A 25,409-nucleotide genomic window follows, 5' to 3' on the forward strand; every position below is an offset into this window, starting at 1 on the left:
ATGCCATTCCCTGCGAAGGGGAGTCCGTCGGGGCAGTCGTCGCCAATTCACGACGAGCACACAAACCATGCCTTGGCACTTGCCGTGATATAGGCTTCTTCATGCCAGTCTAAGCGCTCTAAGGTTGGCGCTGTCCGAATATCACCTTTGTATTTTTCGGTGACCAATACCCTCACTCTGCCATCGGTGGCATTTCGGACAGTACCTCGGTAGGTGTAACCCAGCGTGCTGTTGCGCGGCCTTTCATACAGACAGACATTTTCGCCGACACTGGTATAAATGTGTTCGCTTTCTTCTGTCCAGGCGCCATTCGCAGCCGGTGCTCTGGTTGGCTCAATCAGCGCGGTTGCTGCTGCGGGTGCATCCAGCAGCCTGCGTTCAGCCGTGTAAGGCAGGTAGCCCAGTACAATGGCCGAGCTGTACCATTCGTCGTCCGGTGCGCCATCATTTTCGATCACTTTCAGCGTCACGAATGGGCCGTCGAGACAAAGATCTGCCCATTGATCCGTACCGCTGATACTAGCTGAGAAGAAAGGGTATTCCTCGGCTGTGTTGGTGTTTACTACGCACCAGGTGCCTGTCTCCTGGTGATTGAGCTGGCCATTGTTGAGGTCACAAACTTGCCTGGCCAGATTCTGAAACTGCGCGATATCTTCCGCGGCCTGCTCCGGGCCGTTACTGCAATAACGGTAGGTATAAGAGTAGGCGCTTTTGGGGTAATACTGCCCTTTGTCAACCACGGCACCGTTGGAGCGAACCTCATTTTCATCAATGAATTCCTGGGCAGTGTCATACATACTGTAATCACTGCTGAATCCCAGCGAGGATAAACTGCTGCATCCCGACAGCCAGAACAGGCCTGTAAAAGCCAGACACGCGCGAGAAAAGTGCTTTTGCATATCATCAACACCTATTACCCAAACACATAATTTTTATGACGTTAAGTATAGGTAAGTACTCGAAAAAGTGAAGGAATACAGAGGCTAACAATGACGCGGTATCTTTAATAAGAAAGATACTGCGTCATTTATCACGTTATATATGCGGAAAGGGTTATTTTGCCAGTGCCTGATTCAGCCACTGGTCGAAGTGAGATTTTGGCAGTGCGCCATTGATGGTATCGACCAGCTTGCCCTGTCTGAAGACCATAATGGTAGGAATACTGCGGATACGGTATTGCGCCGCCAGCGCCTGCTGAGCTTCGGTATCAATTTTTACGAAGCGCACCTGTCCGGCTCTCTCAGCTGCGACATCTTCGAAAACAGGGGCAAAACCCACGCAAGGGTTGCACCAGGGTGCCCAGAAGTCGACCACAACGGCTTGTTCACTTTGCAGCACAGCCTGGAAGTTATCTGTGGTGCCTTCTAATGGTTTTCCGTCGAGCAGTGCTTCTTTACATGCACCACATACGGCTTTGTCATTAATACGTTCAACGGGAATACGGTTCAGGCCCTGGCAATGCGGGCATCGGGTAGTGATAGTCGACATAATCAATTTCCATCTGTCTCAATATGGGCTCAATGTACTGATTTTATGTCGCTCAGAAAAGAGGGGATCGGGCAATTAATGCAATAGAAAAAAACGATGATGAGGTGGTGACAATTCATGGCTAATGCAAGAGAGCACATTAGCCATGACGAGATCGGTAGAGTTCACTGTGGGTTTTCAGTGTAATAAACCCAGCTCTTTGGCTTCCTCAATGGTTAATCCGCATTCACGGATGTCACGCAGCATTTCGATACGGCGGCGTGCAGCAGCTTGTTGACGTTTATTAGCAGAGACTTTAGCAGATGATGCTGTTTCGTCTTGCTGATCCCACTTGTTAGCGGCATCAGCCATTTCCAGATATTCAAGTGAGTTGATAGACACAATTACCTCCTGAAAGCACTATGCGTCGAGATCAGGCATATCTTTATCAGAGCTTTCAGACAGCGTCAAAGCAAAGAAATCGTGCTTTGTGACCAATGGCGTATTTGTGAGATGAAGTCGCTGGCGGGATAAAATTCTACTTTGACACAAACCGTTTTCAGAGTATCTTTCGCCGTTCCAGCCTGAGAAAATGCGGGCTGAATAATGCGCCATCCAAGTGCTAAAAAGCCAGTCCGAAGACTGGCTTTTGCATTTCTCAGGCCGCAATAATCAACGCAGTTGGTCAACGACCACACGTACTGCGGCTAACATGTCCTGACCGAAAGCCAGACTGCGCTCCGGCGACCAGCCGTAAAAGGCATCCGGTTGCAGGTTGTGATCTTTAAATGGCATTTCAACGGTATATGCCAGACACTGAAATTGCTCACCAACCCAAGCGGTACCCATGTTCAGATTGGCTTCGCCCGGTGCATCTTTGTCATAGCCATATTCATCCTGAAATTCCGGCGTAATCGTCAGCAAGGCTTGTTTAAAGTTGTTTTCCAGCGTGGCGTGGCGCTCATCATAAGAGGGAATGCCTTCACAGCCAGCGACAAAATTGTATGGGATGGCTTCATCACCATGAATGTCGAGAAACAGGTCGACGCCGGTTTTCAGCATACGCTCCCGTACCAGGAAGACCTCCGGGCTTTTCTCCATGCTGGGTGTCAGCCATTCACGGTTGAGGTTGATTCCTGCCGCATTGGTCCGCAGATGGCCTCTGATGCTGCCGTCCGGGTTCATGTTCGGCACGATGTAAAAGACGGCACGTTCGAGCAGCGCACGGCCGACAGTGTCGGTTTCATCAAGCAGGCGCTGCAGCAGGCCTTCCATGAACCACTCTGCCATGGTTTCGCCCGGATGCTGGCGGGCAATAATCCAGATCTTCTTCTTACCTTCGCCTGGCTCGCCAATTGTCAGCAGGCTGATGTCATTGTTATCGAGCGTGCTGCCCAGGGTTTCCAGTTCACAGTTGAAGTTCATCTGGGCCTGATGCAGCAAATCCAGGTGTCTGTCGTAGCTGTAGGGGGCAAAGTAGGCGAAATACATGGAGCGCTGTTCAGGAATCACCTTAAAGCGCAGGGTGTCGCCGTCAAATTCAGCCGGGATGCGAAACCACTCTTCACGGTCATAAGATGCTACAACATCGTAATCTTTCCAGCCTTCCGGGTAGGCAGATTTCGCTAAATCCTGTAATTCGAAGCCATGTTCAACCTGAGCCTGAGTTTCCAGACGAAAGTGAAACCATTGGTAGAAATCAGACTGGTTGTCTTTTTTTATTCGCAGTTGAATATCACCAGGCTGGTCGGCTTTTACAACATCAATATTGCCGCTTTCGAAGTTACTGAAAATGTTCATCTCTCTAAACCTTGTAAGGTAAATGAAGGCAGAAGGTTAGCACAACTATAGCAAGAGCATAACCTGAGCGCTGATTGCCGCGGTATCCTCAAGCCGTTAAGCTATATGCACAGTAAAGTAACCACAGAGGTGGCAAGGTTGGGATTACACTATGCATCCCGGGCACTGATAGAAGTGCAGGGAAAAGTACTTCTGGTAAAACGGGTTGGGGAGGCATTTACGTTTCTCCCTGGCGGTCATGTTGATGCCGGAGAAGCGGCAGTGCAGGCTGTCGCAAGAGAAATCCGCGAAGAAACGGGACTCACAGCAGAGATCGGGGATCTGATCGGTATCGCTGAAAACGACTGGCAGGAAAATGGGCAGCATCAAACGGAAATCGCGCTGGTGTTTCGTGCCCGTCTTGCAGGAATTGATGTGCCGGCAGCTGTTGTTTCAAAAGAACCCCACCTTGAATTTATCTGGGCAGACAAGTTACAACTGGACACACATCATCTTCACCCTGTTGCTTTGCGCGATATTATCCGTAATGACACTGGTCAGTATCAGGGATTTGTGGCGTCAGATTTAGCTTAAGTGGTGTTTTTTATTGCAGGCTGAGACTAAAGTCATCAGTTAACTTTCCGCCTGGCGGCTTATTGAGCACTTGAACTTTTTTTACTTTACAGCACCACCATCACCACGTATTATTCGCCGCACTTACGGAGAGATGGCTGAGTGGTTGAAAGCACCGGTCTTGAAAACCGGCATACGTTAATAGCGTATCTAGGGTTCAAATCCCTATCTCTCCGCCACATTCGAAAGCCTCGTCATCAGACGGGGACGCCTAGTCGGGGCTTTTTTTATTGGGTTTCAGATGATGTTTTCCGGGATTTGAAAATCCCTCTATACCTTGTTCTGGCTCCGCCACATTTGAAGAAACCGCTGAACTATCAGCGGTTTTTTTTCGCCTGAACCTTGGCAAGATGAGATAGGGTGAAGAACCTGTATCAAGTCAGCCGAGTACTTCTTCAGCCAGAAGCAAATCGTCAATTCTCCAATCCTGTACTTCGTCTCAATAAGGGACAACACCGCCACCCATGAATGGGTTTTACTCTATTGATAGGTTGATTTAATTACACGGGACCTGTTCCGGGTCGCCGTGGTGCGCCTGCGCCATAAACCATAGTTGGCTGAGCGAGCACTCTGTGCATGTGGTCCAGGCAATGAATGACGCGGAGGCGGGTATGAGCCAGCTAGAGGCTGCATCCATTGATAGATTCAGGGTGCATTTTCAGGGGAAGGTGATAGTCCCCAAAGATGATGAATATGATGAGGTCCGGCAGATCTGGAACGCGATGATTGATCGTAAACCGGCTCTCATTGCTCGTTGTACTTCGGCGGAATGTGTGCTCCAGGCGGTGAATTTTGCCCGTGAGCATGACCTTCTGCTGTCTGTGCGCGGCGGTGGACACAATATTGCCGGTAACGCGGTTTGTGATGGCGGGATCATGATTGACCTGTCATTGATGAAGGCGGTGCATGTGAACCCGAATACCCGCAAGGTGATGGTGGAACCTGGGTGTACGCTGGGCGATGTGGATGCCGCGGTACAAAAATACGGCCTTGCTACTCCTTTCGGCATTAACTCAACCACAGGTGTGGCAGGTTTGACTCTGGGAGGCGGCTTTGGCTGGTTGAGCCGTCTGTATGGCATGACAGTCGATAACTTACTTTCAGCGCATCTAGTCACTGCCAAAGGCACACAGGTAAAAGCCAGCGACACTGAAAATGCCGATTTATTCTGGGGATTACGGGGTGGCGGCGGTAATTTTGGTATTGTAACCAGCTTTGAGTTTCAGCTGCACCCTGTGGGCCCGGATGTGCTTAGCGGGCTGATCGTCTTTCCGTTTGAGCAGGCAAAAGCCGTTTTGACTCAATTTGCCCGCTTTACGGAATCCATGCCAGAAGCGCTGAATGTCTGGATGGTGACGCGCAAAGCGCCGCCCTTACCATTTTTGCCTGAAACGGTTCATGGCAAAGAAATGATCGCGCTGGCATTGTGCTATTTTGGCGATCCTGCTGAAGGTGAAAAACTGATTGCACCCCTGCGAAGTTTCGGTACACCGTACGGTGAGCATGTCGGTGTACAATCCTATGTCGCCTGGCAGCAGGCATTTGATCCTTTATTGACGCAAGGCGCCCGGAATTACTGGAAGTCGCATAACTTTACCCATTTGTCGGATGAGGTACTGGATATCCTGATCGAATTCGCCGGCAAATTGCCGTCACCTCAGTGTGAGATATTTATCGGCACCATTGGCGGTCAGACAGAAAAAGTATCACCGGATGCCATGGCATACGCCAGCCGTGATGCACGCTATGTCATGAATGTACATGGACGGTGGGACACTGCAGAGGAAGATGAAACCTGCATCGCCTGGGCGCGGGAATTCTTCACCAAGTCACAACCATTCGCCAGTGCCGGGGCATACATTAATTTTCTGACTCAGGACGAAGGTGATCGTGTGGCCTTCGCGTACGGGGAGGCATACACGCGATTGGTCGCACTGAAGAAAAAATACGATCCCCACAATCTGTTCAGGATGAATCAGAATATCAAACCCGAGTAAGCGAGCGTTGCCGCAAGAGTATACATCGGGCTGATCAATGAGACCGTCCGCAGCGGAGCGGTCTCGGTTTGTTGGCTCAGGCTCGTGTGCGTCAATTAAGTTAAGATCACCACCCCGTGCAGGACAATCACGCCTGCAGTCAGTCTGCCTCGTAAAGTCTGATATCCTCTGGGGTTCACTTCACCTTCTGTTTGCCGGATGAGCTTCTCTGCAAACCAGACGGCCAGATAACCCAGTGCCAGTAAACCTATCGCGATAAGGTCATGTTTATGGCCTTGCAGTATGGCCGCCCAGGCAAGCAGCACAAACAGATTGCTTAATATAAGGGCATTGCGGCTGAGTTTATGGGAAATATGGTCAATGGCATTTCCCCACAGGATCCCGGATAAAAAGCTCAGGATAACCGCACTGTAAGCGATGAACATTTGTTGCCCGGACAGGTTAAAAAGGCTGATGTCAGCAACAGCAAGCAGGGCGGTGATGACAAAAGGGACCAGCCCTAAATACCCGAGTTGTTTCATTATGGTGTTGGGTTCTTGCATGCGCAGATCCTGTGTAACCAGTATTGGAATAATCGCTTACTTTGTTGTATTGACTATAGCTTCTGTAAATATTTCCCGCCAAACGCTGTTATGTCTTCTGTAGCGAGAGCCAAAGCCAGGCGCCAGAGTCAGCCAGACAATGCCCAGTATTTGATTTTCAAATACCTGCCAGTGAATCATTTAATTTCAGAGTACTCAGGACAAAACGTATAGTGTCGGATTATCCTGAGTAATGAATTCCGAAATAGTCACACGTAAGCAAAAGGCGCAGTATGAATCCATTTTTATCGCAAGCTATCTCGTTGGCCGAAAGTAGCGTGAAACAAGGTGGACGTCCGTTTGGTGCCGTGGTTGTGAAAGACGATACAGTGATCGCGACTGGGGTTAACCGGATGCAGGCTGAGTGTGATCCTACGGCCCATGCAGAGTTGTTGGCATTACGTGAAGCCGGTAAGGCGCTCAAATCCCCACGTCAGGCTGGCTGATGCATTTGGGCCTGGTGGTGATCCCTGTCTGTCTCTACTGGCGATTCAATCCGCGTGACTGCGATCAGGTGATGCAGCCCGTGGCTGTGAGTAGCCGATGATCACAGTGCTTAAACCAGGCGTAAAACCGGTAATTACGTCGCTGAGGAAACGTCATTTCTCAGAGACTCAGCTACAGTTATTTCTACAGAAGAATTTGACGGTTCAAGCAATTGGAGAGAGGCCAGGTATGGCACTGAATATCTTTCCAGAAGGATGTGTTCAACCGTCATTGAACTATCGCATTCACTAAATGGAGAAACGTAATGAAAGTTCTGTATTCAACAAAAGCAACATCTACTGGCGGTCGTGACGGAGCATCCGAGTCAGCGGACGGTAAACTGGAAGTGAGGCTCAGCACACCAGCTGAGTTGGGGGGCCAGGGAGGAGAGGGCACCAATCCGGAGCAGTTATTTGCGGCAGGCTATTCCGCCTGTTTTATCGGTGCCATGAAATTCGTTGCAGCTCAGGACAGTATCAAACTGCCTGGCGAGCCGAGTGTGACAGCGCAAGTCGGTATCGGTGAAAATCCTGCCGGTGTCGGGTTTGCAATTGATGTTGAGCTGCACATTTCGCTGCCGGGAATGGATCGTGAAGCCGCCACCCAACTGGCTGAAAAAGCACATCAGGTTTGCCCTTATTCGAATGCAACGCGCGGCAACGTACGCGTCGAGCTGGTCGTCGAATAACATTCATCTTGTTGATGTGAATTAAAAAGGGCTTAAATGGCCCTTTTTTCATTTTCATTGGTCTTCATGGTACTGCACTTTTAACGCGCTGTTTCTCTGCAAACCAGAGTCAGGTTTATATCCGGGGTATCTATAAAAAACTATGTTCAGTGAAAGCTGTACTCAGTCAGAAAACCTGTTAAAGAAGCGATAGCAGACAGGTACGAACATTAAAATGGCACCAATATAAACGGCCATGTTTCGGCTTTAATTAAGTGACACTCAATATTGAGTGTTTATTTCATCTGTCATGGTTTTATAGTCTGAAAAAAATAATTGGGATCAATATCAACATCCCTTTATTTCTGGCGATTATCTCTGCGCAAAAGCCACTCATCACCCTGTTTCATTATGAGCTTTTTTATAGTGAAAATGACTTTCTTGACCATCAAAAGGCCGGAATGTTATTCGGCTATTGAAATGCTTAATAAGACAACTCTAAACTCTCGCCATCTATTGGTTTTATGGCTGGTTTTTCCCTTTGTCTGAATCTGGCAATCAAAAGGTGTCTGTGATTGACGATGTCATTAATCGCGCGCTGATAAAGAAAAAGAAACGTCAAAAGGAATTGGATCTTGCGAGCAGACCTTCTCTTGAAGAAAGCTTGCGGGCGAAGTTCGATATTCTCGACACGATTACCAAGCCGGGTCGTGGCACTGTGCTGTATAAATTAGCCGATAAAGATGAACCCAATAAAATTATTTGCTGTAAGTCGGTATTACAGCGTGGCAATGACACAGCTGAAAATGCATTGCTGAGCGAGGCAACAAAACTCGAAGTTTGTCAGCATCCCAATGTTGTGAAGTACATAAAAGTCGGGCACGAGTTTTCCACGCCTTACTTCTTCATGGAGTGGGTTAGCGGGGAGAATCTGGCGCAAAAAGTCAGCCGCCATAATCACGGAGGTTTTCGTGCCGACCACATTGCCTGGCTGATTTACCAGCTGGCCGGTGCGCTGGACTATGCGCACACACAAGGCGTGTGCCACCTTGATGTCAAACCCTCAAATGTGCTGATAGGCGCTGATGATGCCGTTCGTCTGGTTGATTTTGGCGCCGCACAATATACCGGTGAAGCTAACACCTATGCGGAAGCCAGCCTGAATTACGCATCGCCAGACTATATCCGCAGCGGAATCGGTCAGCCTGAAGATGATGTGTACTCCCTTGCTGTCATGGCGTATTGCCTGTTTCTCGGCGTAGCGGCAAGCCCGGATATTGGGGTGGTGATAACCGGTCAGAAACGGCCTGTGGTCATTCCGCCACATGCCTGGAAAGCCATTAAAACCGTGATAGGCAAACCACGCAGTCATGGTTTCTCACCGATTCATTTTGCGCAGATACTGGGTCAGATTGACACAGATACGCCGCTGTCTAATGCACCTATTTTTAACAATATGCGTAATGCCGATCTGGTATTAAGCAGAAGAAAACATGATCTGGTAAATGCCATTGATGGTTGGCGTTCATTGGAGATTACCCTGATTTGCGCCACGTTAGTGCTGGTGGCGTTTCTGGTGATCCGACATGCTTATTTTTTTGCCCTGGACAGCTACCAAACCAGTCAGCCAGCCAGTTTTGCTTATGACGGCAAGGTTTTTCAGCCTGATGATACCTCGTGGTACAGCTACCAGTTTCTGAATGAATTCACCTCAGAAACCCCTGAGTTATCAAAGACTGCGGTATCTGTGGTTGAAGAGTATGACCGCAGAAAATCAGCGCAGGAAAAGCAGATTTATCAGCAGATGAGTCCGGTATTTGAGCAGGAAAGAGCAACCAATGCAGAACGCCGCGATCAGTTGCAAGCCATAAAGAATGAATTAATTGTGATGCGCCGGTTAATGCAGGGCGGAAAAGACAGCGACAAAGTTCACATTGAGAAACAGCTGTCGAGTGCGCAGGCGAGAATTAATGCCTTGTTGCAAAACGCAAGTTTATACAGTGAAAACGCAGTGACACCAGAAGAAGCCTTGAATTTACTGGAGTTGGGCGATGTGGTGTTTGCCCGTAAAGCGTTTGAAGCCTCATGGAAAAAAGCAACGGCAAGCGCATATTACTATTCTCACGAAATCCGGTATCAGACTGTTACCAAAATTCTTTCCCGGGTGTCGCAGCTGATGGATAAAGCGCAATTTAAAGATGCAGCCGGGCTGATCGAAAGTGCTCAGCAGGTGTTTCCTGAAAGTAAGGACATCCGAAGCATGGGAGCCTTACTCTATGCACGCCGCGGTGAATACATACTCCGTCAGTCTCTGCAGTCCGATCTGGTGGTCGAAAAAAATATCATTCAGCAGGCCTATCAGGATGTGAAAACCTTCGCGCCAGACAGGGTGGATACCATCAAAGCTCTGCTTAAACAGGACATTGAAGCAAGTCAGGCAACCCGTTTTAAAGCCGGGGCACTCAGTATCAATGCCAATAATGTTACCTCTGTTGTGTTACCTGACTGGGAGTGGGATACATGAGTGAGCTCAATACCCGATTAGATGAGCTGTTGTCACCGATAGGTGCCGGGCTTCCGGTTGGAGAAGATGCCCGTTATGAACTTTGCTATGAGCTAATGGAAGCTGAAGTCAAAAAGTTCGGTTCATTATTTGGTGAAACGGTGGATTGGCAAGTTGTTGAGTTACAGGCTGAAACTGTCCTGTTACAGCACAGCAAAGATCTGAAAGCCATGGCTTACATAACGCGTGCGTGGGCAGAACATTACGGTAGCGACGGGCTGAAAACCGGACTCACTTTGCTGAAATCGGCGTTGGAACAGTATGGCAGTTCACTGTATCCGGCAAGAGCGCGTGGCCGGGATGGCGCGATAGAATGGCTGGATAATCAAATTGAACTGATTGCAGCCAAACTCAGTAATCCTGTTCAGTCTGATCTGCAAGCCTGTGCTGCCTTGTGCCAGGACATCAGTTTTGCGATGGGCGAAGTCTTTGAAGGCTCAGAGGCATCCTTAATCAATGCGCGCAATGCGTTGACTACCAGCAGCAATTCTCTGGGGGAAGTGCCTGCATCACCACAATCCGCAGTGGAACCAGAAAAAGGCCGGATGGCAGGCGGGCAGTCATTTGTGACTGAGCCTAAAGCGGTTGCTACCCCTGAACCTGTGTCTGCCTCTGCGGCGACCCCGCCTAAAGTAACCCCGCCAGTTCCCCTTGCAAAGACAAGTGTATTGAGCGGCGAGGCGGATAAAAAATCCCTGGATCAGATGGCAGAACACTTACTGCATCAGAGTCCTGAGATGCCGCTTGCCTATCAGGTTGGACGATTTGTGACCTGGATGGCAATTGACGAATTACCGCCTCACGATGCAGAAGGAAAAACACCGCTCAGGTTGCCGGTTAATCAGGATACCTTGTCGGATTATGAGTCGGCACTGGTCAATCAGTCGGCTTCTGAACATTACCGCCGGCTTGAAAAAAGCCTGCGCAATACCCCGTTCTGGCTGACCGGTCAGCGCCTGATGCACGACATGCTCAAACAGCTGGGATTTAGCCAGGCTGCGGAGTCCGTGCGCGAAGAGACACGGCGTTTTACCACACGTTTAGCCGGTATCGACGCGCTGAAGTTTGAGGATGACACCCCTTTCGCTGATGAAGCTACCCGCCAATGGCTGGCTGAACAGTCAGCCACTTCCGGCTCATCAGGCCATGAAGGGCTCGCTGAGCTGCTGGGCGACAGAGGCGATGACATTCTGGAAGGTGCAGAACTGGGACAGCTCCTGGTTTCAGCGTCTTCATTACTGGATGACGCCCAGTCAGGGCGTTCACGATTTCTCTTGCATCTGCAATTGGCCAGGTTACTGCACCACAACGGGCTGCACAGTATTGCGCTGCCGCATCTGGAAGTGATCTGGCCAGAAAGAGAACGCATTAATTTGAGTTACTGGGAACCGACTCTGGATGCCGAACTGGAGCAGTTACTGTCTTTAACGCTGACTCAAATTTATTCACGGGAAGATGCGTTTCCCGCTAAGTACAGAGAATGGCTTGCGGCCGTTCATTAACATATAGCTGCTAAGAAGGACAAGTTATGTCTAAAGATGGTTCAGTCGCTCCTAAAGAGCGAATTAATATCCGATATGTTCCTGCTACAGGTGATGCTCAGGAAGAAGTGGAACTGCCCCTGAGCATGATGGTTATTGGTGATTTCACCGGCCGTGATGACGAGACTCCCATCGAGGATCGTGATCCGATAAACGTTGATAAAGAAAACTTTAATGATGTGCTGAGTGCTTATGCGCCGAATGTCAAAGTTAACGTTGATAACCGTTTGAGCGGCGAAGAAGGCGCTCAGATGGGCGTTGATCTGACCTTTAAAAATATCAAAGACTTTTCACCGGAATCCGTTGCCCGCCAGGTGCCTGAATTAAGCAGCCTGCTGGAACTGCGTGAAGCTCTGGTTGCACTGAAAGGTCCTCTGGGTAACGTGCCTGCATTCCGCAAACGTATCGCTCAGGTGCTGCAGGATGATGAAGCGCGCAGCAAGCTGCTCAGTGAACTGAGCATCAATTCTAATAACGAAGAATAAACAGGTGGCACATGACAACTGAAGCTATGACTCCGGAGCAGGATGCACAATTGGCTGAATCCGGTTCACTGTTAGACAGTATTTTGAACGAAACCCGGCTCAAGCCATCTGATGAAGGTTTTGATGTTGCAAAGCGTGGCGTTGAAGCATTCATTTCTGAACTGCTGAGCAAAAATGTATCCGATAAAGTTGATCAGTCGCTGGTCGATCTGATGATTTCTGAAATCGATCAGAAAATGTCTGCTCAGGTCGATGCCATTTTGCACTCGCCAGAAATTCAGGCCATTGAATCTTCCTGGCGCGGACTGAAGTATCTGGTTGATCAGACTGATTTTCGCGAAAACATTCAGATCGAAGTGATTTCGGCCAAGAAAAATGAAGTCCTTGATGATTTTGACGATGCCCCGGAAGTGGTGAAATCGGGTCTGTATAAGCAAATTTATACCCGTGAATACGGCCAGTTTGGTGGTAAGCCAGTGGGCGCGGTTATCTGTGACTTTAAGATGTCGTCAACCTCACCGGACATCAAACTGATGGAATACATGGCGAATGTGGGTGCCATGTCTCATGCACCTTTCATTACCTCTGCGGGTCCACAGTTCTTTGGTGTCGACAGCTATGAAGAGCTGCCAAACCTGAAAGATTTGAAATCGGTGTTTGAAGGCCCTCAGTACACCAAATGGCGCGGTCTGCGTGAACATGAAGACTCCCGCTATCTGGGCCTGTGTACCACAGGTTTCATGCTGCGTGCGCCGTATTCTGTTGCAGATAACCCGATTAAGGCGTTTGACTACAACGAAACTGTATCAGGCAGCCATGACCATTATCTGTGGGGTAACTCTGCTTACGCGCTGGCTTCCCGTATTTCCGATTCTTTTGCCAATTTCCGCTGGTGTCCGAACATCATCGGTCCTCAAAGCGGCGGTACGGTGAACGATCTGCCGGTGCATAACTTTGAGTCGATGGGTCGCATTGAAACCAAAATTCCGACAGAAGTTCTGGTGTCTGACCGCCGTGAATTTGAACTGGCTGAAGAAGGTTTTATCGCACTGACGATGCGTAAAGGCTCAGATAACGCGGCATTCTTCTCAGCCAACTCTGTGCAGAAGCCAAAATTCTTTGGTAACTCGCCAGAAGGTAAAGCCGCTGAAACTAACTACAAGTTAGGTACTCAGCTGCCGTATATGTTCATTATCAACCGTCTGGCGCATTATCTGAAAGTGCTGCAGCGCGAGCAGATCGGATCGTGGAAAGAGCGTACTGATCTTGAAATTGAACTGAACAAGTGGATTCGTCAGTACGTCTCTGATCAGGAAAATCCGCCGGCAGAAGTACGTGGCCGTCGTCCGTTGCGTGCTGCGCGGGTTGAAGTATCAGATGTTGAAGGCGATCCGGGCTGGTACCGTGTGTCTCTTGCTGTGCGTCCGCACTTCAAGTACATGGGCGCCAGTTTTGAATTGTCTCTGGTCGGTAAACTGGATCAAAACTAAGTAAAGGCGAACGGCAGCTATTGTCAGGTCGAGTGACTCTGAAGTGGTCTGCCGTTCGAAATCTGTCTATGGATAAAGGTTACCGATTACTCGAGCGCATTGAAATGGGCGAAGCAAAGAACAGCTATGATGCTGTGGAGTCGACACAGTTTCTGATTGAGTCGATCCATCATCATCTGGCGGATTTGCTCAATACCCATTCGGGCAATGCAATGATAGCCAAAGATTATGGTCTGCCTGATTTTAATGATGTTTTGGCCGATAAATCCAATATCGTCCGGGAAATCAGAAACAGTGTGAAAGCCACCATCGAAAAGTTTGAGCCAAGATTAGCCGGCGTAGTGGTGAGATATGTTCCCCATACCGATGATCCGCTCCAGCTCCGGTTTGCCGTTAATGGTGAAGTTTTTCATAACAATAAGAAAACCAGAATGAACATTGATTTGTCTGTTGGTGTAGACGGCAAGTTTTCAGTGTAGAGACGACGAACATGACTTATAGCAAGTATTTTCAGGATGAACTCTCGTTTCTTAAAGAAGCGGGTTCTGAGTTTTCGAAAAGCCACCCTCAGCTGACTAAGTTTCTGTCGGAAAGCAGCAATGATCCCGATGTAGAGCGCTTATTGGAAGGCTTTGCATTTCTCAACGGCAAATTACGTCAGAAGCTGGATGATGAGCTTCCTGAGCTGACCCAATCCCTGATATCTCTGTTGTGGCCGCATTATTTACGTTCTGTGCCTTCAATGTGCATTGCGCAGATGATCCCCTATGCCGGGAGTGTGTCGCAGAAAAGCACAGTGACGCGTGGCCATGAAATGGCCAGTGAAAAGGTCGATGAGACTCAGTGCCAGTTTCGCACCTGTTACGATGTCGATTTGTATCCACTGTCGATCAATTCCGTGACTCAGCAGAATACCCGCTCGAACAGCCACCTCAATGTCACCTTATCAACCGACACAGGGGTAGAGTTATCACGCATTGGGTTAGATAAATTACGTTTCCATATTCACGGTGAATTGCATATCTCCCGCATACTGTATCTGTGGTTATTTCGCTATTTAGACAGTGTTGATGTCAATCTTGCGGGAGGAGGAAGTCAGCGTTTACCTGCTTCTTGTATAAAGAAAGTGGGTTTTTCAGAAGATGAAGCCCTATTACCCTACGGGCCAAATTCTTTTTCCGGTTATCGATTAATCCAGGAGTATTTCTCGATGCCGGACAAATTTATGTTCTTTGATGTCGATGGTCTGGAATGGCTCAAAGGTGTACCCAGCCAGAGCACTATGAGCCTGGTGTTTAATTTTTCACGCTCTTTGCCGTCTGAAGTGACTATAAGAGAGAAAAACTTGCGGCTTTTCTGTACACCGATAGCCAATGTGTTTGAACTGGATGCCGATCCGATCCGCTTGGATCATAAGCGCACTGAATACCGGGTTCGTCCGCAAACAACCCGGCAAAATAACTTCGAAGTGTATTCTGTTAATCAGGTGCGAGGCTGGAGTAATGAAAACCGTCGTCAGGTTGATTATTTGCCGTTTGAGTCCTTTGAGCATCAGTTAGGTATTGATAACAATCGCCATTACTACAATGTCAAAGTCTCGGAACATGTTTCAGGGAAAGGCTTGTCACACTATATTTCCTTTTTTGATCACAATGCCGGTGTCGCTAACCTTGAAACTGAAACCGTACTGATTAAGTTAACCTGCACTAACGGTAAACTGCCGCAACGGCTGGCCCCCGGAGACATTACATTTTCTACCCATAAGTCGCCTAACTATGCCAATTTCACCAATCTGACCAAGCCGACAGTTTCTGTCAGTCCACAAATTGACAGTAGTCTTCATTGGCAATTGATTGCCAATATGTCGCTTAACTATCTGTCTTTAATTGATACTGATGTGCTGAAAATGATGCTGAGTATTTACGACTTTCATTCACGCAGTGACAGGCAGTCTCAGCGCGCGTCAGCTAACCGCTTAAATGGCATTAAAGCCATTAACATGAAACCCATAGAACGTATATTCCGTGGCTTGCCGATCCGGGGTAACCAGATTGTACTGCAAATGGATTCATCCATGTTTGCCAATGAAGGGGATATGTACCTGTTGGTGTCTATCCTGAATGAGTTTTTCTCTTTGTATTCCAGCATTAACTCATTCTCTGAACTGGAAGTGATTGATGTAAAAACCGGCGAAGTGTACCGGTGGGATGGCAATCAGGGCAAACAGGCGGTGATATGATAGATAAGATCAATCAGTCCAGCCATGAGTATGCTTTTTTTCAGGCCGTTTATTTACTGGAGGCCGCTGAGAAAAAGAAAACATCCGTACAATTTGCCTCTGTAGGCCAGGCGAAAACACCGCAGCAGGAGTTTCTGCGGTTTCGCATTTCGCCTGAGCTGGGTTTTCCCCGCTCTGATATTTCGCAGTTTGAGTCTGTGCAATGGGATAACAGAGATGTTCCCAGCCTGACGGTGAATTTCGGTGGTCTGCACGGTACTGGCTCACCTTTACCCACCGCATATACAGAAAAGCTGGCCGGCCGGGAAGGCGAAGATAATCCGGTGAAAGATTTTTTCGATTTCTTTCATCACAGGTATCTCTCACACTTGTACCGGATATGGAAAAAATACAGATACCATGTCCGGTACGAATCCGGGGCGGTCGACCCGCTGTCCCGTAATCTGTTTAACCTGGTTGGTATTTCTTCTGATCTCAGCGAAGACAGTGATTTTAACTTCGACAGGGCAAAACTGCTCTCTTATATTGGTCAGTTATCTTCAAGAACGCGCTCTCCAAATCTGGTGTCAGGTATTGTGGCTCACTGCTTTAATCTGGCAAAAGTCAGTATTGAACAGTGGGTACCCCGCAGGGTGAAAATTGCCCCTTCACAGCTTAACCGCTTAGGGCATGTTAACTGTGTGCTGGGCCAGGATTATCACTTGGGTGATCACCTTACCGATATCACGGGTAAATTTAATCTGGTCTTCCATGAATTGGATTATGAGCAATACTGTCATTTTTTGCCGGGTGAACAGGGTTACGGGTTACTCAAAGAGCTGATGCGTTTTGTATTGCGCGACCCTATGGCCTGGGATCTGAAACTGGAAGTGAAAACGGATGGATTACCTGCCAGCATTTTGGGTTCGAAGGAAGCAAATCGGCTTGGACAGGTCAGTTGGTTGGGTAAAGTGCAAGGTGATAAACAGACAGTGGTGATCATCGGTGCTGTCTAGATGAGTACCTGGCACTCTGCTGCCTGCAGTATTGACTGCATGGTAGAGTGCCAGGTGGGTAATCCGTAATGAAGCGGCTAAGCGTGATTCGGGCGCTTAGCGGCAAATAGGGCTGTGGAATACGACTGTGGTATGCAGCTCCTTAATGCCGACAATGTTTTCTGCTTCATCACACAGTTCATTCATCAGGTGTAATGAAGCAGCCTCCAGTAAAGTGATGATGTCAAACCCACCACCGACGACACTGATGGATTTAATCTCCGGAATTTCTCTCAGGCTGTCACACACTTTTTTCTTCCAGCCATTTTCGCATTTGATCAGCAGGTAACAGCTGGTCATAGTTGCGCTTTTTTGGGTCCCGATTTTGGCAGTGTAACCTTCGATCACGCCGGACTTTTCCATTCGCGTAATCCGCTCGGCGACGGCGGTTCTGGAAAGGCCCACATTGCGGGCCATATTTGCGATCGATTCACGTCCGTTAATCAGCAGGTTTGACAATATCTTCCTATCAATTCGGTCAATGCTGTTGCTGTGTAAAGTATTCATTATCATTATTCTCGACTTTGATTAACCTAAGCTACCAACTTATTGGATATCTCTTGGAACAGAGAAGTTATACAGTTCTTGTAAAAGGAACGGATTATTAGAGTTAGACGGTTTGATTTTTACCGTCATGTGTCGCCCTGAAACAAGAATGTCCGCGTTGAATCCACCATCCGATGTAGGCTCGAGCTGCGACTCATTTAACAGTCGGAAAATGGACCAAAAACCTTCCTTTGCTTTTCTGTGTTGCTCGCCGCTGGACGTGATGTCCTGAATGTTGACGTTCACGAAAAACTCGTTACTTTCCGGTGGCCACACAAACTGTTTACTCTTTGCCGGGCCATGGTAATAATCCAGACTTTCACCACCGAAGTTCAGGCTGGCCCGTATTGCGCTGGAATCCAGATCGATAAAGCGTGAACTGAAATCGATGTTGAACTTGTTCGACGTGGGATCGAAAAGCACATTCTTGATCATGGTGTAGTTCTTCATCTGGGTGATCATTTCTTGCGATAGCTGCAATGTTTCGCCATCAACACGTTTGGCCTGCCACAAATTTGTGTCATAGAAAGGCGAAAGCGTGTCATCAATGAAGCTGTCCAGGGTGCCTTGCGCAGCAAAAAACTCTTCGAAATCGGTCAGCGAAATCTCAGTTTCAGCATGTTTGGTGAACGGATATTTGTTCTGACCAACCAGTTCAAATTTACTGTAGACATTACTGGTCCATAACTCCTGAATACCCAATTGTGATTCAGCCAGCAAGACAGCCCACGCCTGATGGGCGATTTCATTCAGCCAGCTTTTTACAGGTTCGGGCGCTTTTTGAGCGACCTGCTTCAAGCGAACAATGGGATCCGCCGCGGTTTCACGCATTCTGGCTTTGGCGGCTATTAAGGCTGCTTGCTGTACATTTGGCGCATCGGTGATCTGTTTCAGATAGGCTCGCAGATTGCTGAGCGAACTGATTACCTGATCCCACGGAGCTTGTGAGTTTTCTGTTTCACTGGTTTGCAGGGTATTGATAACGGCAAAAGCTTTTTCGACCCTTTTCATCAACTCATAGTCAGGCTCGATCACTTTCTCTGCCGAGTCTTTTAACAGATCTACCGCTTGGTTGAGGCGTTCATCCTTCAATGTCATCTGAGCCAGTGCACCAGCTTCTGGCGAATATTTGGTGTTGGTATACAACAGATTCAGTATGGTGCTTAACGGCGATGTCGGGCCTGACAGAGTGTCAATCGCATTGGTTATTTCAACTATGTTGTCATACTGCTTAAAGCGTAAATCGCTAATGGCTGTACGCCAGACATTGATATAGTCGTCAGTATATTTGCGGCGCACCTTGGCCTGAAAGGCTTTAAGCTCTTCGTCCGACGGCAGAGTGTTATTTGACAAACCCAGCACCCAGTTGTCGGCAATCAAATCGTGCGATAAAGACTCCGATAAAGGGCGATAGAAAGTGGTAAAGCCGGTTGCGGTATAAATTTTGTTGATGTTCAGTTCATTAAGATTGCTTTTTTCATTATCAAAAATTTCACCAAAATTGAAGCCTATTGCTCTTGGAATGCTGAGCTGGCCGAGATCGGCATCTCTGCCACTGTTGAGAATCTGGCTGTAGGCAATATCCACTTTGGATTGGGACAGCAGATCTCGCCGTGTAGTACGAACCAGATCCCAGTTGATCTCAATAGGCGGGAAGTTGGTTTTGAAGTACACCGCCAGATATTGAGGTATGTTGGCGTATGCACCCTCTGAGCCGAAATCATCCGTGAGCAGACGCGAAATTGATTTCAGAAGGAAACTGTAATCGCGTTTGTCCGCTTCATTTAGCATCAGATACATTTTCAGTAAATGGAGCTTGTCTTGATGTGAAAGGTTGCTGTTGGCCAGTTTCCGTTGGATATGCTTTTCTACCAGCGGCAACAGCTGCAGGTGAATGCTGTCAAGTAAATGCCGGTAGGCAATCTGTGTCGTCTGATCCAGTTTATCGACATTTATATCGATCAGCTTTTCGTCCAGAAGATAACTGGCGTTGGTCCAGGCCTGATAAAGAGGCAAAATACCGTTCGATGTTACGGCAAACTGGTTTTTCAGGTTGGCGAACTCGTGATCATCACTTTTATTATCAGCGACCTCCAGAAGCTGGTTGATAATGGAAATATTGCTTTGCGTGGTCGTAAAGAAATAGTAACCACTTACACTGAGTAAAGTGACACAAGCGGCCATTGTCATATGACTTTTGCGTATGAGTTGCCTCAGGTGGCGCTTGTTTTCACCGGCAAAGTTTGCCTCTGGCAGCACCTGCTCATCAATAATGAAGCGGGTGAACAGAGGTGACTCTGATAACTGGTCGTGTTCGGACGCAATCATTGGAACATTGAAATAATTACTGCATCCTTTGGCGAGCAGGTTGTATTTTCGGCCACCTTGATGGCTGGATGTGAAGTAAAGACCCCGCAGGTCAACAAGGTGAAATCCGTCCTTTTCCAGCCGCACTTTGTTCAGGGTATCCCGGATGATTCTATGACAAAGCTCGAACTGTTTCGGAAAGGTCACCAGTGCACTGTTGTTGACCAGTGAGCGCTCCATCGCGGCACAGTCAAGCGTGCTTTGTTCCATCTTGCTCAGAATAGCGTAAAAGCCGCTGTCAAAGGCGTCATTGAGTGTACCTTTGGCATCTTTCAGTGATATTGAAAGGTGCTCAAGCTGCATTTTCAGCGGACTGAGAGAAACAAATTCTTTGAAGCCTTTCAGTTTGTCGATTTTCGACAGGAAAACATACACAGGTAAGGCTGTATGGGTCATCCCTGTGATGTCGCTGAGGCGGGTATTGATAATATCCAGGATATACTCGCGCTGAGACTCTTCTTGAGTGATCAAAAATTCAAGATCCACCACATACAGGCTTCCTGCAAATGGTTTGCGGGGCTTAACACTGACAATTTTCTCCAGAAACGCTTTCCAGAGAGTTTGATCTGTATTCGATGTATCTTGATAAATCAGACGTGGAGCCGGTTTGATGTATATCGCCTTTTCTGACTCATGCCAGACAAAGTAATCAGTTTGCAGCGTATTTTTCTGATCTATGGGTTTAATGGCATGAGAACTGGTCAGGAGCGATGTCTTTCCTGACTTTTTGTTGCCCAACAGTAAGTAAATAGGCTTATGACTGGAACTCTTCAGCAAAGAAGATAATAGCCCCTTCAAGGTTTCTTCTTCTGTTTCTATATCACTGGTAGAGCGTGATTTGCGTTTTTTTACTTCGTAACCGATCAGAAGCAAGATTGCTACACTAAAGATGAAGGCCACTGGCCCCCATGTCAGGTAATGACTGACAGGAAAAGCCATAATGAAATATGAGAATAAGCCATACATCACCGAAAGCAGCACTGCTGAGAGTATGATAAATACTCTTGGCGTTTTGAGTTTACTAATCAAGATATAACCTGCCTGAATAATTTTTATTGGTTTTTATTTTCGAAAGTATGTGTGAGTTCCATAAGGCGATATTGATAGGCACTCAAGGTTTTTTGTGCTTTTAAAATATCGTCATGGTTTATGTGACCTTTCTCCAAATAATCAAGACGACCAAGGAATGGAAAAAGGGTATTACTAAATCGGTAGGCCGCTGAGATATTCTCACTGTCATCGACTAGTGCTGCGTTAGCTATGATAGTTCTGGCTCGTTTGAACTGGTCGTTGATGAGCAAATAATCCTGAGCCAGCGCCGCTTTACCTGCCCGATACTGGCTCACAGACTCTTTGGCTGCAATGGAGTCTGGATAGAGTGTATTGACGTTATTTGCCAGCTCTTCCAGTGTCTGGTGCTCATAGACACGTCCAGGAAAAGCAGTCCAGTCCATCAGCAGATCATGGGTTCTGGTCAGAACCTCTTCTTTGAGCCTGTGCTTGAAATAGGGCTCCGCCTGGATAAGCCTTGATGTAATACTTTCCAGTTGCTCTGCAGTTGCAGTTTTAATATCACGCTGGTACAGGTATTGCCGGACTGCGACAATAGAAAATACCAGGCAACCCAGTGTAAACACTGTGGCCAACCAGTAACACCAGGCCGGCAGAGTGCGTATTGCCGCCTGTTTTTTGACAGGTGGCTGCTCAGCAGCTGGTTGACTTGTCACTTCTGGTGCTGGGGCTGGCGTTGGCAATTGACGCTGTTTTTGTTTGGCTAATTCTTTTTCGGCCTGTTCATCAAGTTGATCTTTCCATTCAGTAAACTGTCTGCGAACCGGACCCAGCGATGGGGCTTGTTTCCCCAATTGACGCTGAAGTTCCTGCTCAATATTCAGAGCAAGGTGGTGTCCGGCTTCCACTAAGGGGAGATCCTTCAGTGATACTTTAATTTTGCTCAGTGCCAATGGCATTTGCTCTGCCACCCAGTCAAAAGACTGGATGCGTGCATTCGGTTTATTGACTGCAGGAAAAGCAGTGTGCCAGTAGACGATGGACAGATCATTGAGAACATTGAGTCCATTAACCGCTCCCATTAATCCGTCAATACGGCAGGCAGAGACGCAGTAGTAACTGGCACAGCGAAAGTCCTTGCTGTGCTGGGTCAGAAGCAATTCGGAAGCGGTATAAATCTCTTTCCATGGTGCTGGAGAGACAAAACTGCTTAATCGATTTACGTTTCTTTTTAAGTCAGAAAAGAGATCGAGCTCTTTCGGGTCATGACCAACAGGCAATTGTGCCGATATTGGTCTGAGTGCAATATCAGTGAATTTCATTGTTTTATAGCCAACTTCGAAACTTGTAATTATGAGTAAAGGAGTTACTGCGGCAGGAAGTGAATTCTTGCTCGCTAACTTAATGTTTAGTTTATTAGTAGATGCTAAAAAATAAGGCGGACTAATTTTAAGCTTTATTAACTCCTTCATGTGCTTTCGCCATGATGTAGTCAGGCGCCAGGTAATGTGTCGTTTCCTGCAGTTAGTTGCCACAAATTAGGTGTGTTTAACACGGTTATGACATTCATGTGCAATGCATTGTAATCGGAAGAATTATACTAAACTAAATGAATGCCGACTTTGCTGGATAAAGATCACAGATAAATATCTGCTCACGAATTTGTGTTCATTTTTATGGATAAGATTATGTTTTTTAATATCTTTTACAGTTAAGTGATGAGTTATTGAGTCTTATTAACATGAGTGTGGGGAGGTTTATTTATCATTCATCTTCTTTTTTGTGACTTCCATTCAATATATTAGAGTTGTGCTTAATTTTCTTCTGTTTGTATTTTTTTGGAGGAGTATCTCACAATTTTTATTGATTTATTTGGCGTTTTAGTGAGAGGCCTTTGCAGACCGGTCACGTCTGTATTTTTCTGTCAATTCGCAATCTCATACAGTGAAAATGACAGATCTAATAGGAAAAATGACTTATTTAAAGATAGCGTCAATCAAGCCTTGAATTCATATTTTTATGCGTTTATCTTTCAGGTGTTTTTAAATTAGAGAAAGCGAACATTATGCCTCGTCTTCTTACAGTAGCCTGTATAGCTTATTGTTTAATTCATACTTCCTTCGCCTCTGCCAAAGGTGAACGCTTTGGCGTCACTGGCGCATACTATGATTTTACGTCGACTGCCGAGGAAGGTGAGTCGGGTGAAAACCAAAGTCTTCGCTGGGGACTGGTACATACACGGCCTATCGATGATAACAGTGCCCGCTGGCGCTGGTGGTTTGGCCTGAATTATTTCGCGGACAGTATTCCTGCACCCCAGAATGGTGTTTATCAGGAAGTCACCAATTATGAGTTTCGTGTACTGCCTCAGTACGCTATTCCCTTGGCGAGCTGGCTGACGCCTTACCTTGGCGCGGGTATATCACTGGCCTATAGCGAGTACAGTGAACGTTGGCATGTCGATGCTGATGAATTCAAGTACGGTACTCAGCTACCTGATAATAATGCGTTCGAAGCCAGCTTACTGCTTAATGCCGGAATGGTGATAAAAATGGGCAGTAACCCTGATGCGCATTTGCAGATTGCTCCTCAGGCGACGCTGATCGTGCCGGTCAATGATGGTCTTGGCGGCATAGAATTTTCCTTATCGTTTCTATTCTAAGATCGTTTATGACGCACAAAACCCTCATTCTCAAAGTGAACAGTGCCCCGGAAGAATATGTCGGGGCAAAGCAAATGGAATTTGACAGTCAGGGCGGAACAATCGGCCGTAGTGCTCAGAGTGCTTTCCATCTTGATGATCATAATAAATATCTATCGGCGACTCATGCCCTGATCACCTGTTATAACGGTGAATATTATCTCAATGATATCAGCACTAATGGTACTTTTATCAATGGTAAGCGTGCGCTGAAAAGTCAACCGACAGTCCTGCAGGAAGGCGATTCTATTTCGATGGGACGCTATGAATTCAGTGCCGGATTTGAGAATGAGGTGCATCACATTAATCTGGCAGAAGATATTATGCCGGACATGAAAAGCAATGATCCTGTCGACAGTCTAAACCTGATCCTCCCTCCTGAATCTGAAATGTTAGGAGAGGGAACGATAGAAGAGCTATTCCTGCCCCAAGATGATAAAGCGGATTCTACCGAACCGCTTTCTTATCTTCAGGAAGTGAATGAAGAAGCTGAGTCTCTGATTGAAGATGACGAACCCAAACAGTTTGTTGATTACAGCGCAACACAACGACAAATTCTTGACGACAGTGAGAGCATTCACTCTGAAATGGATGTTCCCAGCCTGATTCCGGAAAACTGGAATGTTGAAGATGGCAGTTTTCCGGCTTCAGAAAAAGCGAAGACCTTTTCATCACCAGGGGATAAATTTACCCCACAAGCTGTGCCTGCCGGGCGTTTAACATCATACACCCAGCCTTCAGTAACAGAAGAACCCACTCAATCCAAATCAGCGGGTGCCATCGCAAAGCGATCTGAAACATCAGATATACAACCGGAACAGGCGTTTTTGCAAGGTTTAGGTATCCCGCCGGAGTTGCAACATCTGTGTGATGAGAACTGGTTTCGTCAAATGGGTCTGAGTTTAAAAAGGTGCCTTGATTCACTGAACGCAGAGCTGCACCGTTCTTTGGTGATGGCTGGTGAATCCGAGGCAGAAAAACCGCATTTACTGGACAGTATGATGTCGCTTTACCAGCAGTCGATACTTGAGCCTTATGAGTTGATAGAACATATCCAGGAAGAGCTGGATGCACACCGCTCCCGATTACTTCAGGCGCGTGAAAGCATTTTCCAGCAACAGTTGGAAGCTTTGTCACCGTCGTCATTTGAAGCCAGGCAAATAACCGGCGGGGGATGGCTGAAAAGCCAAAGGAACTGGAAAGCGTATCAGGCGTACTTTTCGGAACAACAGTCAAATTGGCGGACTGAGGAACAACATAACTTTGATGCAAGCTTAGAATCAAAGTACAGAGAATTGTTACAGGAGCAAAATGCGTAATTACTTTTTGGGATTGATTGCCGCACTGTCACTGTCAGGGTGCGCAGTATGGGAGCAGTTTAAGGACACCACTGGGCTTATCCCTGAAACCGCAGAAGTAGAAGTGCATATTATGACCGATAAGAGCCTGAACCTACGTCCTAACGGGTCATCATCACCGGCCATTCTACGCATCTATGAGCTGTCTTCACCTGTGCTGTTTCGCAGCTTGGATTTCTTTTCATTATTTGAAAACGACAAAGCGGCACTGGGTGATGAATATATTAAGCGGTATGAGTACCAGCTTGAGCCAGACCAGGAACTCACGGAATTTTTGAAACTTCAGCCTGAAACACGTGCCGTCGGATTTGCAGTCGCTTTCCGGGATATTAACGGGACAAGTTGGCGGACTATACACACCATTGAAGAACGGGAGAGTTATTATCTGGACGTGAATCTGGTGAATAATGTGTTGTCTGTCGAGCGTACACAAGGCGTAGAACAGATTTATTTCTAAGGAAGCA

Annotated in this window: 22 protein-coding genes and 1 tRNA gene; 15 read left to right on the forward strand and 8 right to left on the reverse strand. The window is 47.3% G+C overall.

Features of this window, described 5'->3' with window-relative positions:
- Nucleotides 1-47 precede the first annotated feature (47 nt).
- The 4 genes from Q4491_RS14630 to Q4491_RS14645 form a co-directional block, all read right to left on the reverse strand.
- Nucleotides 48-899, reverse strand: a complete 852-nt coding sequence (locus tag Q4491_RS14630; protein WP_218386816.1) for a hypothetical protein — start codon at nucleotides 897-899, stop codon at nucleotides 48-50.
- Between the two features lie 154 nt (nucleotides 900-1,053).
- Nucleotides 1,054-1,488: a thioredoxin TrxC gene (gene trxC, locus Q4491_RS14635; protein WP_192014485.1), complete on the reverse strand. Its 435-nt coding sequence runs from the start codon at nucleotides 1,486-1,488 to the stop codon at nucleotides 1,054-1,056.
- Between the two features lie 177 nt (nucleotides 1,489-1,665).
- Nucleotides 1,666-1,869 carry a hypothetical protein gene (locus Q4491_RS14640; protein WP_192014484.1) on the reverse strand — a complete coding sequence of 68 codons (204 nt, stop codon included), beginning with the start codon at nucleotides 1,867-1,869 and terminating at the stop codon, nucleotides 1,666-1,668.
- Between the two features lie 270 nt (nucleotides 1,870-2,139).
- Nucleotides 2,140-3,267, reverse strand: coding sequence for a M14-type cytosolic carboxypeptidase (locus Q4491_RS14645; RefSeq protein WP_303458438.1), 1,128 nt, complete (start codon nucleotides 3,265-3,267; stop codon nucleotides 2,140-2,142).
- Between the two features lie 105 nt (nucleotides 3,268-3,372).
- Here Q4491_RS14645 and Q4491_RS14650 point away from each other — a divergent pair, with 105 nt between their 5' ends.
- From Q4491_RS14650 to Q4491_RS14660, 3 genes are all read left to right on the forward strand, one after another.
- Nucleotides 3,373-3,840: an NUDIX domain-containing protein gene (locus Q4491_RS14650; RefSeq protein WP_303458440.1), complete on the forward strand. Its 468-nt coding sequence runs from the start codon at nucleotides 3,373-3,375 to the stop codon at nucleotides 3,838-3,840.
- A 127-nt stretch (nucleotides 3,841-3,967) separates the two neighbouring features.
- Nucleotides 3,968-4,058: transfer RNA gene (locus Q4491_RS14655), tRNA-Ser, on the forward strand.
- Nucleotides 4,059-4,490: 432 nt separating this feature from the next.
- Nucleotides 4,491-5,876, forward strand: coding sequence for an FAD-binding oxidoreductase (locus tag Q4491_RS14660; RefSeq protein WP_303458442.1), 1,386 nt, complete (start codon nucleotides 4,491-4,493; stop codon nucleotides 5,874-5,876).
- A 95-nt stretch (nucleotides 5,877-5,971) separates the two neighbouring features.
- Here the strand turns inward: Q4491_RS14660 and Q4491_RS14665 are convergent, their stop codons facing one another.
- Nucleotides 5,972-6,418: a DUF3429 domain-containing protein gene (locus Q4491_RS14665; RefSeq protein ID WP_303458445.1), complete on the reverse strand. Its 447-nt coding sequence runs from the start codon at nucleotides 6,416-6,418 to the stop codon at nucleotides 5,972-5,974.
- Nucleotides 6,419-6,690: 272 nt separating this feature from the next.
- Between Q4491_RS14665 and Q4491_RS14670 the strand changes: the two genes are divergently transcribed.
- From Q4491_RS14670 to tssG, 9 genes are all read left to right on the forward strand, one after another.
- Nucleotides 6,691-6,903: a nucleoside deaminase gene (locus Q4491_RS14670; RefSeq protein ID WP_303458447.1), complete on the forward strand. Its 213-nt coding sequence runs from the start codon at nucleotides 6,691-6,693 to the stop codon at nucleotides 6,901-6,903.
- 305 nt (nucleotides 6,904-7,208) lie between these two features.
- Complete coding sequence (locus Q4491_RS14675; protein ID WP_303458449.1) at nucleotides 7,209-7,631, forward strand: organic hydroperoxide resistance protein; 423 nt, start codon at nucleotides 7,209-7,211, stop codon at nucleotides 7,629-7,631.
- Nucleotides 7,632-8,181: 550 nt separating this feature from the next.
- The gene (locus tag Q4491_RS14680) at nucleotides 8,182-10,134 is read left to right on the forward strand and encodes a protein kinase (protein ID WP_192014478.1); all 1,953 of its coding nucleotides are present in this window, start codon (nucleotides 8,182-8,184) and stop codon (nucleotides 10,132-10,134) included.
- The gene (gene tssA / locus Q4491_RS14685; protein WP_303458451.1) at nucleotides 10,131-11,675 is read left to right on the forward strand and encodes a type VI secretion system protein TssA; all 1,545 of its coding nucleotides are present in this window, start codon (nucleotides 10,131-10,133) and stop codon (nucleotides 11,673-11,675) included. Before Q4491_RS14680 ends, tssA begins: the two co-directional genes overlap by 4 nt.
- A 26-nt stretch (nucleotides 11,676-11,701) precedes the next feature.
- A complete protein-coding gene (gene tssB / locus Q4491_RS14690) occupies nucleotides 11,702-12,199 on the forward strand; it encodes a type VI secretion system contractile sheath small subunit (RefSeq protein ID WP_192014476.1) in 498 nt (165 codons plus the stop codon).
- An 11-nt stretch (nucleotides 12,200-12,210) separates the two neighbouring features.
- Complete coding sequence (gene tssC, locus Q4491_RS14695) at nucleotides 12,211-13,689, forward strand: type VI secretion system contractile sheath large subunit (RefSeq protein ID WP_192014475.1); 1,479 nt, start codon at nucleotides 12,211-12,213, stop codon at nucleotides 13,687-13,689.
- Between the two features lie 68 nt (nucleotides 13,690-13,757).
- A complete protein-coding gene (gene tssE, locus Q4491_RS14700) occupies nucleotides 13,758-14,168 on the forward strand; it encodes a type VI secretion system baseplate subunit TssE (protein WP_192014474.1) in 411 nt (136 codons plus the stop codon).
- Nucleotides 14,169-14,179: 11 nt separating this feature from the next.
- Nucleotides 14,180-15,928: a type VI secretion system baseplate subunit TssF gene (gene tssF / locus Q4491_RS14705; protein WP_192014473.1), complete on the forward strand. Its 1,749-nt coding sequence runs from the start codon at nucleotides 14,180-14,182 to the stop codon at nucleotides 15,926-15,928.
- Entirely contained in the window at nucleotides 15,925-16,923 is a 999-nt protein-coding gene (gene tssG, locus Q4491_RS14710) for a type VI secretion system baseplate subunit TssG (RefSeq protein WP_218386836.1), read from the forward strand. Before tssF ends, tssG begins: the two co-directional genes overlap by 4 nt.
- Before the next feature lie 96 nt (nucleotides 16,924-17,019).
- Here the strand turns inward: tssG and Q4491_RS14715 are convergent, their stop codons facing one another.
- The 3 genes from Q4491_RS14715 to Q4491_RS14725 are packed head-to-tail and all read right to left on the reverse strand — an operon-like array spanning nucleotide 17,020 to nucleotide 22,358.
- Nucleotides 17,020-17,469: an Lrp/AsnC family transcriptional regulator gene (locus Q4491_RS14715; RefSeq protein ID WP_192014471.1), complete on the reverse strand. Its 450-nt coding sequence runs from the start codon at nucleotides 17,467-17,469 to the stop codon at nucleotides 17,020-17,022.
- Between the two features lie 39 nt (nucleotides 17,470-17,508).
- On the reverse strand, nucleotides 17,509-20,904 hold the full coding sequence (gene tssM, locus Q4491_RS14720) for a type VI secretion system membrane subunit TssM (RefSeq protein ID WP_303458457.1): 3,396 nt from the start codon (nucleotides 20,902-20,904) through the stop codon (nucleotides 17,509-17,511).
- 23 nt (nucleotides 20,905-20,927) lie between these two features.
- The gene (locus Q4491_RS14725) at nucleotides 20,928-22,358 is read right to left on the reverse strand and encodes a type VI secretion system ImpA family N-terminal domain-containing protein (protein ID WP_303458459.1); all 1,431 of its coding nucleotides are present in this window, start codon (nucleotides 22,356-22,358) and stop codon (nucleotides 20,928-20,930) included.
- Between the two features lie 593 nt (nucleotides 22,359-22,951).
- On the opposite strand from Q4491_RS14725, the gene Q4491_RS14730 reads away from it, so the two are divergent.
- Genes Q4491_RS14730 through tssJ form a run of 3 tightly spaced genes read left to right on the forward strand, consistent with a single transcriptional unit; the run spans nucleotide 22,952 to nucleotide 25,402 of the window.
- Nucleotides 22,952-23,548, forward strand: a complete 597-nt coding sequence (locus Q4491_RS14730; protein ID WP_303458461.1) for a hypothetical protein — start codon at nucleotides 22,952-22,954, stop codon at nucleotides 23,546-23,548.
- 8 nt (nucleotides 23,549-23,556) lie between these two features.
- A complete protein-coding gene (locus tag Q4491_RS14735; protein WP_303458463.1) occupies nucleotides 23,557-24,906 on the forward strand; it encodes a type VI secretion system-associated FHA domain protein in 1,350 nt (449 codons plus the stop codon).
- Complete coding sequence (tssJ, locus tag Q4491_RS14740; RefSeq protein ID WP_192014460.1) at nucleotides 24,899-25,402, forward strand: type VI secretion system lipoprotein TssJ; 504 nt, start codon at nucleotides 24,899-24,901, stop codon at nucleotides 25,400-25,402. Before Q4491_RS14735 ends, tssJ begins: the two co-directional genes overlap by 8 nt.
- Nucleotides 25,403-25,409 lie beyond the last annotated feature (7 nt).

The sequence above is a fragment of the Photobacterium sp. 2_MG-2023 genome (genome assembly GCF_030547675.1).
In the GTDB taxonomy this organism is placed as follows: Bacteria; Pseudomonadota; Gammaproteobacteria; order Enterobacterales; family Vibrionaceae; genus Photobacterium; species Photobacterium arenosum.

Coding starts and splice junctions, on each gene's coding strand:
- Q4491_RS14650 (WP_303458440.1), top strand. CDS start 3,373: ATGCACAGTAAAGTAACCACAGAGGTGGCAAGGTTGGGATTACACTAT.
- Q4491_RS14645 (WP_303458438.1), bottom strand. CDS start 3,267: ATGAACATTTTCAGTAACTTCGAAAGCGGCAATATTGATGTTGTAAAA.
- tssA (WP_303458451.1), top strand. CDS start 10,131: ATGAGTGAGCTCAATACCCGATTAGATGAGCTGTTGTCACCGATAGGT.
- tssJ (WP_192014460.1), top strand. CDS start 24,899: ATGCGTAATTACTTTTTGGGATTGATTGCCGCACTGTCACTGTCAGGG.
- tssF (WP_192014473.1), top strand. CDS start 14,180: ATGACTTATAGCAAGTATTTTCAGGATGAACTCTCGTTTCTTAAAGAA.
- tssC (WP_192014475.1), top strand. CDS start 12,211: ATGACAACTGAAGCTATGACTCCGGAGCAGGATGCACAATTGGCTGAA.
- tssE (WP_192014474.1), top strand. CDS start 13,758: ATGGATAAAGGTTACCGATTACTCGAGCGCATTGAAATGGGCGAAGCA.
- Q4491_RS14630 (WP_218386816.1), bottom strand. CDS start 899: ATGCAAAAGCACTTTTCTCGCGCGTGTCTGGCTTTTACAGGCCTGTTC.
- Q4491_RS14730 (WP_303458461.1), top strand. CDS start 22,952: ATGCCTCGTCTTCTTACAGTAGCCTGTATAGCTTATTGTTTAATTCAT.
- tssG (WP_218386836.1), top strand. CDS start 15,925: ATGATAGATAAGATCAATCAGTCCAGCCATGAGTATGCTTTTTTTCAG.
- Q4491_RS14715 (WP_192014471.1), bottom strand. CDS start 17,469: ATGAATACTTTACACAGCAACAGCATTGACCGAATTGATAGGAAGATA.
- Q4491_RS14675 (WP_303458449.1), top strand. CDS start 7,209: ATGAAAGTTCTGTATTCAACAAAAGCAACATCTACTGGCGGTCGTGAC.
- tssB (WP_192014476.1), top strand. CDS start 11,702: ATGTCTAAAGATGGTTCAGTCGCTCCTAAAGAGCGAATTAATATCCGA.
- Q4491_RS14735 (WP_303458463.1), top strand. CDS start 23,557: ATGACGCACAAAACCCTCATTCTCAAAGTGAACAGTGCCCCGGAAGAA.
- trxC (WP_192014485.1), bottom strand. CDS start 1,488: ATGTCGACTATCACTACCCGATGCCCGCATTGCCAGGGCCTGAACCGT.
- Q4491_RS14725 (WP_303458459.1), bottom strand. CDS start 22,358: ATGAAGGAGTTAATAAAGCTTAAAATTAGTCCGCCTTATTTTTTAGCA.
- Q4491_RS14660 (WP_303458442.1), top strand. CDS start 4,491: ATGAGCCAGCTAGAGGCTGCATCCATTGATAGATTCAGGGTGCATTTT.
- Q4491_RS14670 (WP_303458447.1), top strand. CDS start 6,691: ATGAATCCATTTTTATCGCAAGCTATCTCGTTGGCCGAAAGTAGCGTG.
- Q4491_RS14665 (WP_303458445.1), bottom strand. CDS start 6,418: ATGCAAGAACCCAACACCATAATGAAACAACTCGGGTATTTAGGGCTG.